The sequence below is a fragment of the Polaromonas sp. genome (genome assembly GCF_049790275.1).
Taxonomy (GTDB): domain Bacteria; phylum Pseudomonadota; class Gammaproteobacteria; order Burkholderiales; family Burkholderiaceae_C; genus Polaromonas.
In genome coordinates, this window is the sequence record NZ_JBAQYR010000176.1 from 26,793 (window position 1) to 37,733 (window position 10,941).

The following is a 10,941-nucleotide window of genomic DNA, read 5'->3' on the forward strand; positions in this document are numbered from 1 at the left end:
TCGCTACGGAACATCCTATCGGTGCGTTCCTGCTTGTGCTCTGGATATTTACTGTCCCGCCGGTGGGATGGGCAGCGCAGGCTTGGGCACATAGCTTGGAAGCCCAAGTACTGGTAGCCGCAATAATGGGTCAGGTCCCGATGATTCAACGAATGGCGCGTTACTCCAGTGATCCTGTCTGGTTCCGCTTTGCACTCAGTGCTATTTGGGCTATGGGCCCGGTGTTAACGGCCGTTACCGTACTGCTCTGCGTACGAGGTCATCGGCGAGGCTGGTTCCTCGCATCCCCCGATAGCCCAACTCGCGTATTTGGCATGTTTTTGACAGTTGGTGTATTCCTTCTTTTGATCGCAACGGCAAACCCGTTTGGAAGGAGTTTCACCACTCTTTTGTGGCTTTTTTCAACTGGATGGGGGTTATTCACTCTAGGATGGCTCATCATCCTCTTCAACTTCATAGGCCTCGGGACATTGATCGCTCACGTAATCGTTCGCATAGCTGCGTCAGATGCTTGAATAAACTGCCGATCAAATGCGTCGAGAGGTTTGACCTCCGACAGTTTGGTAGTAGATACCGGAGGGGAAAAGAGCGTCGGAGGACAAGAAGCTGAGAAAACTATGAATCCCGAATCAAGTCCGAGATGATCCCTAGACGGTCAAGCGCTGCAACCACTCCATCGCCTCTACCAACTCCTGCTGAATCAGTTCATGCGCACTCGGATACTCCGAGTAACTCAACTCAATCGGCAGCGTCTCCACCAACTCCCTGATCGCATGCGCATTGACCAGCGGAATCACCTGGTCATGCGTGCCGTGGCTAAGCCACAGTTGCTTCCCCTTCAGCGCCTCGTTCGCCGCAACCAGCGGCACCACCTGTGTCAGCAAGCGGCTGTGCATCACCATCGCCCCCGTCAACAGCGCGGGTTGCGTCAGCAGCAGCGAAAGCGACATGATGCCGCCCTGGCTAAAGCCGCCGACCACCACACGCTCGGTTGGGATGCCCAGTTGCTGCGCGGCGGAGGCCACGGTCTTTGCAACGGTTGCGCGGCTGGCTGCCTCTTGCGGCTCGTTAATGATGCGGTCGCCCACCCGATTGACAGTGAACTCAAACCAGCCGTAAGCACCGGGCCCCATGACATACGGGGCGCGCAGGCTGATGACGTGAAACTGCGCCGGTACATAAGGCGCCAGGCCAAACAGGTCTTCTTCGTCGCTGCCGACGCCGTGCATGAGCACCAGCAGCCAGGACGCAGCACTTGCCGCATCTGCGGGACGATGCAAAAAGGAAAGAGGCAGATCAAGCATGGGCAAAACTCCTGCGGGCATTGTGCCCGGCATTCACGTGGCGGGCTGTGGCAGGAGGCGCTTGAGGGTGAACACGCCCAACACAAACGCAGCGCACAGCCCCACCGACATGAGCTGCTCGTCCAGCTGGGGCGGCACGATGAGGATGTAGCCGCGGCCCTTGATCAGGGATGAGAAGCTGGACACGCCAAACGGCATGAGAAAAAGGCGAAAGGTTTGCCAGCGATCTGTTTTTCCCTTGCCGCCCGCTCCTACGCTCAAGAGCAAGGCCACGCCGATCACGACGCTGATGCCCAAAGAGTTGAGCCAGATGGCTGGGGACGGGTCGAAGTGGTAAGCCACCGTGACCAGGTACCAGATGAGGTAACACCAGAGCACGGTTTTACCCGTGGTCAGCGAGGCGAAGTAGCGCAGGGGGTGGGCGGGCAACATGAGAGAAGTGCGAGCAACTTCTGTGCCTTGAGGGCATGGATCGCTGGATGAAGGATGAACCTCAGAACTTGCCATTGCGGACTTGTTTGCGGACTTGTGCGTGAGGCACCACAAACTGAAGTTAGGGAAGCGCTGAACAAGTCCCCTGCGGCGCGCGATCATCCGGGCTCGGGCGGTCTGCCGCGTTGAATTTCTTGCCAATAGCCAGCTATTGACTGCGAAATCCGCCTTGCATCCCATCCCGATCCGGCTGCCGCACTTCCGCAAGGACTTATTCAGCGCTTCCTTAGGCGCAGCGCATCTCAATCGGAACGGAAGCCAGCCCGTAGCTCGCGAATGGCCCGCATCATGGTGGGCGCCAGCATGTTCCATTGCAACGCCCGCAGCGATCGACGGTAACGCAGCCCGTTGCCCCGCAGGGACGCCGACACGAGTTCCAGGGGATCGCTCACCACGCACAACAGTCGCGTGAGCATGGGGTCCTGGTCGGTAGGCAGACCGCCGAGGAAAGCGTCGTTCTTCCCGTCCCACAGAAGTTGGGCATTGATGTGAATGCCCCAGCCGCACACCCAGCCATCCGCCTTCATGCGTTTGAGGGCGGCAGCCACGTATTCGCCATCGAAGATGTAGGTGTCGGTGCGCACCCAACGGCCCAGCCAGAATTCCGCCAGCGGGCGCGCCGCCGGCGTGGCTCTGGGGATCAGGCCGCGCAGCATCTCGCCGCGCATCTCCATGTAGCGCAATCGCGCCGGGATACCGGCAGAACGCATCAGTGCGATCAGCAGCGTCGCCTTGTCGTCGCCGTCGCCCCCCCGCGCCTCGAGCACGTCGCGAGCCGTCGGGTAGGCCAGCTTGATTCGCTTGGTATAAGGCAGGCGCTTGACGAAGCCATAGATGGCCAGTGCCTTGTCACGATCGGTGCGGCACAGCTGGACAAGCGAGCGAGCTTTCAGGCGCAGCTTGGGGTCGTCCAGGTCCAGCAGCGGTGTGGTGCCAAGCCAGTCCTGCGGCCGCTCACTGGCTCTTTTATGCAGCCGGCGGGGCGAATCGAATTGTGCGGCAAGTGACTCCATGGAACCACCGACGGAGTGAACAATTCACGCATCGTACCCCCAGGCGCAGGCTGCGGCAAATTCCGGCTCCGCTCCATTCAGGTGGATGCGAGTTCGCTGACTGCGAAGGCTTCAGGCTATCCCTGCGTAGAACTTGAAGCTCACCGGGAAACTTCTGCGCCTTGGCCAGTGGAATTTCTGGCCGCCGCATTTAAAAAAAGCTGCCTTGGGAGAGCACAGGAAGACAATGCCGCATTAACCTTCACAGCACGCCACCCATGCAAAAACCAAGAACACTCAAAATCCTCGGGCTCATCCTGGCCGTCTATGGCCTTTTGCTGGCTCCCGGATTTTTCTGGCCGACCTATCTGGATTCGCCTGTTGGGGTCTTGCTTCTGGTTCCCATGCTGTCCATCTACCTTTTTCACAGCCTTGGTGTGCCTGGTTTATTGCAGAACAACGGCCTGTGCGGCTGGGGCTGGTGCCCGCCCACTGGATTCGGCTGGGCATTTCTGGTGGCTGTTTGGTTGTTGGTTGCGTGGGGTATCTCCTGGGGTCTGGCTGGATTGACGAGTGGAGCCCGACCTGAAGAATGACTGAGGTTTCTGCAAGAGGGCATGCGGTTCGCCCTTCGCAGCTCCTGCGTGCGAAAAAACGCGGCGCTGAGGCCTGAGTTCTCCACCGAGACGCGCCTTCGCAAGCTACTCCTTGACCCCGCCCTTGCCCCGGGTGGCCTTGATCTCCGAACGCTGGCTTTTTCCCGCCAGGCGCCGCTGCCTGGAGCCATAGGTCGGCTTGGTCGCGCGGCGCACGCGCGGCGGCACGGCGACGCTGTTGACGATTTCATTGAGCCGGGCCAATGCATCGGCGCGGTTCATTTCCTGGCTGCGGTGTTGCTGGGCCTTGAGCACCAGCACGCCTTCCTGCGTAATGCGGCTGTCGCGCAGGGCCAGCAGCCGCTCCTTCACATCGTCGGGCAGCGAAGAGGCTGTAATGTCGAAGCGCAGGTGGACGGCGCTGGAAACCTTGTTGACGTTTTGCCCGCCCGCACCCTGCGCACGGATGGCGCTGATCTCGACTTCTGCTTCGTTGATTTCAAGTGGCGTCACCGGCCCATTCTACGTTTGAGCCGTATCTGGTTGGGCAGGGGCACAGAGCGGCGCAGCACATCCTCGCCCAGCCACAGGGCCGAGCGCCAGGCACGCTGGGCCACGGTGGGCAGCGGCAGTTGCTGGTAGTCGTCGTTGAACACCTCGAAGCTGTAGTCGCCCCTGTAACCGAGGCTGTGCAGGCGCGCCACCAGTGCGGCAAGGGCTTCGCTGTGCACGCCTTCGCCGGGGAACACGCGGAAATGCCGTGCGGTGGCAATGCGTTCTTCCACCGATTTGATCTCAGTCCACATGAAGTCGGCCAGCTGCACCAGGAATATTTTCTCGGGGTCCAGCAGCTCGATCTCGTCGAGCGGAGTACTGGTCGCGAACATGTGGAAGGAATCAAAACCCAGACCGAGGTTGGGCATGTCGGCCTGGTTGATGATGTCCCAGGCCTGCGGAAATTCATTGACGGTGCGGCCCCAGGACAACGCTTCGTAGGCGATGCGGATGTTCATCGGAATGGCAAGCATGGCAAGCTTGCGCAAGTCCTTGACCAGTGCCTGCGTCTCGCCAGTGGCATGTACCGAGGTGGACGAGCAGATCAGTAGCAGCCGGCAGCCGAGCAGATGGCACATCTCCAGCATGGACTTGGCGATGTCCACCTTGTAGTCATGCAGGTGGCCCGACAGGCCCTCGAAGTCGCGCAGCACCTGGAAGCCCGTGACGCGCAGCCCGCTGGCACGCACCGCCGCCACGGCCGCTTCCAGCCCGTCGGGGTGGCCCACCAAGTCCCTGGCGGCCAGCATGATCTGGGTAAAACCAGCGTCGCGCACAGCCTGCAGCTTGGCTTCGAGCGGGCCGGCCAGCGAGATGGTGTCCATCCCGAAATCGTCGATGTTTCCGCTGTAGTGGCTCATGCTGCTCACCTGCGCTCGTCGTGCACCAACTCGAAGCTCACGCCGCCCAGCCAGGTTTTGGTGAGCGCGCCGCGGTCTTCGGTATGCACGCCGCGCGACTCGACAAACTCCACGCCTCGCTTGCCGAGTTCGGCCACCGTCGCCAGCACGTCGGCTGTGCCCAGGCCGATGCGTTGCAGGGCTTCGTCGTCCTCCACGTCCAGCACACCGGCTTCGGGCTCGATCAGCTGGATGTAAAAACGCGAAGCCGGCGGGCACGGGCTCTGCAGGATGCACCCCTTGGGCAGGATGCCAAAGCGCTGCTCGGCCGGCAACTCGCTGAAGCCGAACAGCTCGCGGTAAAACTCCGTCCAGTCTTCCGTGCGGTCGTTGCCGATGTATTGCACCACGCCGAAGAAATGCAGGCCTGCAATGGCCGGCGGCTGCGGGTCCACCCCGGGGATCGGCACGAAGTCCACGTCGTAGATGGAAAACTTGTCATGGCGGTCGACGAAATAGATGCGGCTGGTGCCCACCCCGTGGATCGCGGGAATGTTGAGCTCCATCACCTCCACGCGCGAAGGCACGGCCCAGGCACCACGGTCCAGCGCACGGCGGTAGGCGGCTGCGGCATCCCGCACGCGCAGCGCCACGGCAGCCAGCACGGGTTTGCCTTCCGGCGCCAAGGTACCGGCGTCAGGCGCGGCGGGGAGATGGGCGTTGACAATCACATTGATGGCACCCTGCCGGTACAGCAGCACCTCCCGCGACCGGTGCCGGGCGACCGGGCGAAAACCCATCATCTCCAGCACCTGGCCCAGCGCCTGCGGACGCGTGGTGCTGTACTCGATGAATTCGATGCCGTCCAGCCCGAGCGGATTGGCAGCCTCTGCAATCGATTCGCGGTCAGCAAGCTGGGACGGGCTCAAGGTGTTCATGAAGTCTCTCCGTTCAGGAATGATTCAGGGAATGGCAGATCGGCCGCGTTGCGGTCAATAGCTGAGGCGGGCCACCGAGCGCAAGGCATCGGGCGTGGCGGTGCCGAAACCAAAAAATTCGAGGTAAGCCGGAATCTGTTCGAACAGCATGTCCGAGCCCACCTGCACTTCGCAGCCGCGCGCCTGGGCGGCGCGCAGGAAGGCCGTCATCTCTTTTTTCATCACCACCTCGCCGGCAAAGGTCGACGGCGCCATGCGCGCGACATCCACCGGCAGCGGGTCGCTCTCGTTCATGCCCAGGGGCGTGGCATTGACGACCAGGTCATAACCGGCCGGGTCCTTGCTGCCGGTGCCGACCTGCAGCGCCGGGTAATGCTTGCGCAGGCGGGCGCCCAGGGCTTCGGCAGAAGCCGGATGCACGTCGTACAGGCCCATGGCGCCCACGCCGGCCGCAGCCAGCGAGGCAGCAATCGCCGAGCCCACGCCGCCGCTGCCCACCACCAGCACACGGGCACCTGCCAGCTGCAGGCCCTTGCGCTGCACGCCGCGCACAAAACCGGCGCCGTCGAACATGTCGCCCAGCAGGCTGCCGTCCGGGCGGCGCAGGATGGCGTTGCAGGCACCGGCAATTTCCACCGCCGGTGTGCACTCGTCCAGCAGGGCCAGGGTACTCACCTTGTGCGGCATGGTGATCAGCGCCCCGCGGATGTTGGTGAGCTTGAACAGGCTTTTAAGAACCTGCGCATAGTCCTCGGGCTTGACGCCCATGGGCATGACCACGGCATCGATGCCGGCCTGCTCGAACCAGGGGTTGTAAATCATCGGCGCCTTGAAAGCCTCCGTCGGGTAGCCGAGGTGGGCAATCAAGGTGGTGGTGCCGCGGATCATGGCCGCCTCCCCAGGGAAGCAGCGCGCTGGGCATGGCTGCCGGCGACAGGGATCAGGTTGCTGTTCATGCAAATCAGAAAAGTAAGGCGACGGGGAAAAGACATGGCGCCCCGGGGGAGCCCCCCGGGGACGGGGCTCAATTACTTGCGCAATTTGGCCAGCTCGGCCATCAGTTCATTGACCGTGGACTCGCCCACGCCGGAGGAGTACTTGGCAATCACCGGCTTCATCTTCTCGCGCAGCTTGGCCATTTCGGCGGGCGAAAGTTCGGTGACCTGCATGCCAGCCTTCTTCAGTGCCTCGAGCGTGGCGCCGGCGGCATCGCGTGCGGTCTGGCGCTGGTATTTGCCGGCTTCGACAGCGGCGTCAGCCAGCAGTTTTTTCTCGTCGTTGGTCAGCGTGTCCCAGAACTTCTTGCTGACAATGACCGACTGCGGGTTGTACACGTGGTTGGTCAGGGTCAGGTGTTTCTGAACCTCGGCAAACTTGTTGGCCAGGATGGTGTTCAGCGGGTTTTCCTGTCCGTCCAATGCCTTCGATTCCAGGGCGGCGTACACCTCGGGGAAAGCCATGGGTGTGGGGTTGGCATCCAGCGCCTTGACCCAGTCCAGGTTGATGGGGTTAGGGATCACGCGGATCTTCAGGCCGGCCAGGTCTTCCACCTTGTTGATGGCGCGCTTGCTGTTGGTCATGTTGCGAAAGCCAAGCTCCCAATAGGCCAGGCCCACAATGCCCTTTTCCTGCAGCTTGTCATGCAGCTTCTTGCCGAAGGGGCCGTCCACCACGGCGTCGGCTTCCTTCGCGTTGGCGAACAGGAAGGGGAAGTCGTAAATCGCGAACTCCTTGACCTGGCTGGCCATGATGCCGGAGTTGAGGACCACCATCTCGATGGTGCCGCCCTGCAGCCCCGACACGTTGGGGGCATCGCCGCCCAGCACGCCGCCAGGAAACAGGTTGACCTTGATCTTGCCGCCCGATTTGGCAGCGACGATTTCGGCGAACTTCTCCATGCCCATCACGATGGGATGGCCCTTGGGATTCTGGTGGGCAAACTTGATCGTGTGCTCCTTGATGTCCTGCGCCGTGGCCAGGCCGAAGGTCGCCAGGGCGGCAGCAGCCACAAGGGTTTTGATCATCAGACGTTTCATTGTTGTCTCCTTGAAAAATTCGAAGTACGCAAACGCTTGGGGTGCAGGCCGCGGCGTACCAGACGCGCCCTGCACTATGGAAATCACGCCCGGCACATCAAGCGACGGGCTTGGGGCAACATGTTCAGCCATAAAACCAGCGGGCCGGCACCATGACAATCTGCGGAAACAGCACCATCAGGAACATGATCGAAAACTGGGCCACCATGAAAGGCCAGACGCCCCGGGTCACCTCGTCCATGCTGACCTTGCCCACACCGGCAACGGTGTTGAGCACCGTGCCTACCGGCGGCGTAATCAGGCCGATGGCGTTGTTGATGATGAACAGCACGCCGAAGTAAACCGGGTCGATACCCGCGGCCTTCACAATGGGCATCAGCACCGGCGTCAGGATCAGGATGGTCGGCGTCATGTCCATCGCCGTGCCCACCACCATCACCAGCAGCATGATGGCCATCATCAGCAGCTTGGGACTGTCCAGCAGCGGCTGCAGCAGCGTCACCACTTGCGCCGGCAACTGTGCCACCGTGATCAGCCAGGCCGACACCATGGCCGCCGCCACCAGGAACATGATCACCGCGGTGGTCTTGGCTGCGGCCAGGAACAGGCCGTACAGCTGGCTGAGCTTGAGTTCCTTGTAGACCACCGTCGAGATCAGCAGCGCATACACCGCGGCAACCACGGCCGCTTCGGTGGGCGTGAACACGCCGAACTTGAGACCGACCACCACGATCACCGGCAGCACCAGCGCAAAGGTGGCGTCCCTGAATGCAGCGATGACTTCGGCGCGTGACTTGCGCGGCGGTACAGCCACGTTTTCCTTGCGTGCGACGTACCACCAGGTGGCCCATAACGCCGCCGCAAGCATGATGCCGGGTGCGATACCGGCCATGAACAGCCTGGAGATCGACACGTTCGCGGCCACCCCGAAGATCACGAAGCCAATGCTGGGCGGAATGATGGGCGCAATGATGCTGGCCGACGCCAGCAGGCCGGCGGAGCGTGCCTTGTCGTGCCCGGCCGCCACCATCATGGGCAGCAGCAGCGCAGACAGCGCTGCCGCATCGGCCACTGCCGAGCCGGACAACGCAGCCATCATCACCGCCGCCACGATGGCGACATAACCCAGGCCGCCCTTGATGTGGCCCACAAGCGTCAAGGCGAAATTGACGATGCGGCGCGACAGGCCGCCCGCGTTCATCACCTCCCCGGCGAGCATGAAAAACGGCACGGCCAGCAGCGGAAAACTGTCGGCGCCGTTGATGACGTTCTGCGCGAGGATCTGCGCGTCGAACATGTCGAGGTGCCACATCAGCGCGGCGCCGCACAGCAGCAGGGAAAAGGCAATGGGAATGCCCAGTGCCATGGCGGCGAGCAGGGAACCCAGGAAGATGGCGATGGTCATGCGGTCACTCTTGCTGGCTAGCCAGGTGTTGAAGGGGCATGCGGCACGTCTTCCGACTCGCGGACGCCGACCAGTTCACTGTCAGCCAGTTGTCCCGTGAGAAGCCGCCACAAATCGCTGAGCAGGATCACCGCACCGGAGACCGCAAACACCAGGCCGCAGCCATAGAACAGCGCCATGGACACTTCCATCGCCGCGCTGGTGGAGTCCCAGTTGATCTTCACCTGGTCCAGCGTTCCCTTGAAAAGCAGCCAGCAGATGAACAGCATGAGCACATGGCCCAGGCCCAGGCAGATTTTCTTGCCAAGCACAGGCAGGCGGGCCACCAGCGTGTCGGTGCCCAGGTGGGCGCGTTCGTTGAGCGCCACGATGGCGCCCAGAAAGGTCAGCCAGACAAACAGCCAGCGCGACAGTTCTTCAGATACGGCGATGCCGGAGTTGAAGGCATAGCGCAACACCACGTTGGTGAAGACCAGCACCACCATCACGGCCAGGCTGGCGGCCATCAGCCAGGACAAAAACCGGCAGTACCTGTGAATGATTTTCCGAACCATGTTGTCTCCTGCTGGCGCTGCGAATGGCGCCATCAATCCATAATGTACGAACTAGTTAGTTTCCAAGAATCGGTAGTTACCCGCACGCAGGCGGGGCTCAGCAAAAGGAAGCGGATCAGGCGCGCACGAAACGCACGACCATCTCGACGATGTTTTCGCGGCGGGCGGAAAGGGCCTGTGGGGACTGGCCGTCCCGCTTGAAGATCAGGTCGAAAGTGTGCTGGTTGGACACGTTGAAAAACGACAGTGCCGAGATCGAGGCGTGGATGTCGATCGGGTCCAGGCCGGGCCGGAACACCTTGGTGGCCACGCCGCGGTCGTAGAGCTGGCGAATGGCCTGGATGGCCGGCACATTCAGCTCCTGGATGCTCTTGCTCTGCGCGAGGTAGGCCCCGCGCTCCATGTTTTCGTTCATCACCAGCCGGATGTAATCCTGGTTGTCATGGTGGTGGTCGAAGGTGAAACTCACCAGCCGGCGCAGCGCGTCCTCGGGCGGCAGGTCTTCCAGGTGCAGCTCGCCTTCGATGGCGCGCATGCGGCGGTAGGCTTCCTCCAGCACCGCGATGTACAGGCCGTCCTTGCTGCCGAAGTAGTAATAGATCATGCGCTTGCTGGTGCGCGTGGCGGCCGCAATCTCGTCGATGCGTGCACCGCTCAGCCCCTTGTTGGCGAACTCCGTGGTTGCCACTTCGAGAATCTCCGCCATGGTCCGCACCGGGTCATTGGTGCGTGTGGTTTCCCGCTGCACGGCCTTGCCCGCCGGTTTTGCAGTTTGCGCGAAATGTACTGCCTGGTTCATTTTGCGAGTATAGGGTCGGCAGGGCCCGCTGCGCGACTGTTTGCAACAGCGGCCGATGGCTCCACCCCATCGGAGGAGCTGCCCCGACTGCGGGCAGCAAGGCTTGCACGGCAGACTGGGCCGCACCACAGGCGCTACTTATTCGATAGCTGCTTGCGCCCACCCCTTATGGGCTGGACGCCGATTTCACTCCTCACTCCGGCAGCAGCGGGCCACTGACAGCCCTGCGGCCTGCTGCCGGATCGCGCACAATGACCGGGCTCCATGCACACCCGACACTTCCTCCAGCTCATCGCACTGTCCGCCCTCTGGGGCGGCTCCTTCCCGCTGCTGCGCATCGCCAGCCCGGTCTTCGGCCCGTGGCTGCTGGCCGGTGTGCGCTGCCTGCTGGCGGCCGTGGTGCTGACGCTGCTGATGCGCGCCCTGCGCGA

Annotated in this window: 12 protein-coding genes; 1 reads left to right on the top strand and 11 read right to left on the bottom strand. The window is 62.2% G+C overall.

Features of this window, described 5'->3' with window-relative positions; all coding sequences use genetic code 11:
- Positions 1 to 647: 647 nt before the first annotated feature.
- From WA904_RS22355 to WA904_RS22365, 3 genes are all read right to left on the bottom strand, one after another.
- Positions 648 to 1,304 (bottom strand): alpha/beta hydrolase, encoded by a 657-nt coding sequence (locus WA904_RS22355; RefSeq protein ID WP_425199323.1) that lies wholly within the window; start codon positions 1,302 to 1,304, stop codon positions 648 to 650.
- Between the two features lie 33 nt (positions 1,305 to 1,337).
- Positions 1,338 to 1,736, bottom strand: a complete 399-nt coding sequence (locus WA904_RS22360; RefSeq protein ID WP_425199324.1) for a hypothetical protein — start codon at positions 1,734 to 1,736, stop codon at positions 1,338 to 1,340.
- A gap of 302 nt (positions 1,737 to 2,038) precedes the next feature.
- Positions 2,039 to 2,809, bottom strand: coding sequence for a transglutaminase-like domain-containing protein (locus tag WA904_RS22365; protein ID WP_425199325.1), 771 nt, complete (start codon positions 2,807 to 2,809; stop codon positions 2,039 to 2,041).
- A gap of 257 nt (positions 2,810 to 3,066) precedes the next feature.
- Here WA904_RS22365 and WA904_RS22370 point away from each other — a divergent pair, with 257 nt between their 5' ends.
- Positions 3,067 to 3,384: a hypothetical protein gene (locus WA904_RS22370; RefSeq protein WP_425199326.1), complete on the top strand. Its 318-nt coding sequence runs from the start codon at positions 3,067 to 3,069 to the stop codon at positions 3,382 to 3,384.
- Positions 3,385 to 3,489: 105 nt separating this feature from the next.
- Here WA904_RS22370 and arfB read toward each other — a convergent pair whose 3' ends face one another.
- From arfB to WA904_RS22410, 8 genes are all read right to left on the bottom strand, one after another.
- Complete coding sequence (gene arfB / locus WA904_RS22375) at positions 3,490 to 3,897, bottom strand: alternative ribosome rescue aminoacyl-tRNA hydrolase ArfB (RefSeq protein ID WP_425199327.1); 408 nt, start codon at positions 3,895 to 3,897, stop codon at positions 3,490 to 3,492.
- Positions 3,894 to 4,799, bottom strand: a complete 906-nt coding sequence (locus WA904_RS22380; protein ID WP_425199328.1) for a sugar phosphate isomerase/epimerase family protein — start codon at positions 4,797 to 4,799, stop codon at positions 3,894 to 3,896. The genes arfB and WA904_RS22380 overlap by 4 nt, the downstream gene beginning before the upstream one ends.
- 5 nt (positions 4,800 to 4,804) lie before the next feature.
- Positions 4,805 to 5,716 carry a 4-hydroxyphenylpyruvate dioxygenase gene (locus WA904_RS22385; RefSeq protein ID WP_425199329.1) on the bottom strand — a complete coding sequence of 304 codons (912 nt, stop codon included), beginning with the start codon at positions 5,714 to 5,716 and terminating at the stop codon, positions 4,805 to 4,807.
- A gap of 54 nt (positions 5,717 to 5,770) precedes the next feature.
- Entirely contained in the window at positions 5,771 to 6,604 is an 834-nt protein-coding gene (locus tag WA904_RS22390) for a shikimate dehydrogenase family protein (protein ID WP_425199330.1), read from the bottom strand.
- 140 nt (positions 6,605 to 6,744) lie between these two features.
- The gene (locus tag WA904_RS22395; protein ID WP_425199331.1) at positions 6,745 to 7,752 is read right to left on the bottom strand and encodes a TRAP transporter substrate-binding protein; all 1,008 of its coding nucleotides are present in this window, start codon (positions 7,750 to 7,752) and stop codon (positions 6,745 to 6,747) included.
- Positions 7,753 to 7,876: 124 nt separating this feature from the next.
- Positions 7,877 to 9,157 carry a TRAP transporter large permease subunit gene (locus tag WA904_RS22400; protein WP_425199332.1) on the bottom strand — a complete coding sequence of 427 codons (1,281 nt, stop codon included), beginning with the start codon at positions 9,155 to 9,157 and terminating at the stop codon, positions 7,877 to 7,879.
- A gap of 17 nt (positions 9,158 to 9,174) precedes the next feature.
- Entirely contained in the window at positions 9,175 to 9,711 is a 537-nt protein-coding gene (locus tag WA904_RS22405) for a TRAP transporter small permease (RefSeq protein WP_425199333.1), read from the bottom strand.
- A 115-nt stretch (positions 9,712 to 9,826) separates the two neighbouring features.
- Positions 9,827 to 10,510: a TetR/AcrR family transcriptional regulator gene (locus WA904_RS22410; protein ID WP_425199334.1), complete on the bottom strand. Its 684-nt coding sequence runs from the start codon at positions 10,508 to 10,510 to the stop codon at positions 9,827 to 9,829.
- Positions 10,511 to 10,941 lie beyond the last annotated feature (431 nt).

Bases quoted from the DNA above. Each gene is read 5' to 3' on its own strand.
- WA904_RS22355 (WP_425199323.1), bottom strand. From the start codon at position 1,304: ATGCTTGATCTGCCTCTTTCCTTTTTGCATCGTCCCGCAGATGCGGCA.
- WA904_RS22360 (WP_425199324.1), bottom strand. From the start codon at position 1,736: ATGTTGCCCGCCCACCCCCTGCGCTACTTCGCCTCGCTGACCACGGGT.
- WA904_RS22365 (WP_425199325.1), bottom strand. From the start codon at position 2,809: ATGGAGTCACTTGCCGCACAATTCGATTCGCCCCGCCGGCTGCATAAA.
- WA904_RS22370 (WP_425199326.1), top strand. From the start codon at position 3,067: ATGCAAAAACCAAGAACACTCAAAATCCTCGGGCTCATCCTGGCCGTC.
- WA904_RS22380 (WP_425199328.1), bottom strand. From the start codon at position 4,799: ATGAGCCACTACAGCGGAAACATCGACGATTTCGGGATGGACACCATC.
- WA904_RS22385 (WP_425199329.1), bottom strand. From the start codon at position 5,716: ATGAACACCTTGAGCCCGTCCCAGCTTGCTGACCGCGAATCGATTGCA.
- WA904_RS22390 (WP_425199330.1), bottom strand. From the start codon at position 6,604: ATGATCCGCGGCACCACCACCTTGATTGCCCACCTCGGCTACCCGACG.
- WA904_RS22395 (WP_425199331.1), bottom strand. From the start codon at position 7,752: ATGAAACGTCTGATGATCAAAACCCTTGTGGCTGCTGCCGCCCTGGCG.
- WA904_RS22400 (WP_425199332.1), bottom strand. From the start codon at position 9,157: ATGACCATCGCCATCTTCCTGGGTTCCCTGCTCGCCGCCATGGCACTG.
- WA904_RS22405 (WP_425199333.1), bottom strand. From the start codon at position 9,711: ATGGTTCGGAAAATCATTCACAGGTACTGCCGGTTTTTGTCCTGGCTG.
- WA904_RS22410 (WP_425199334.1), bottom strand. From the start codon at position 10,510: ATGAACCAGGCAGTACATTTCGCGCAAACTGCAAAACCGGCGGGCAAG.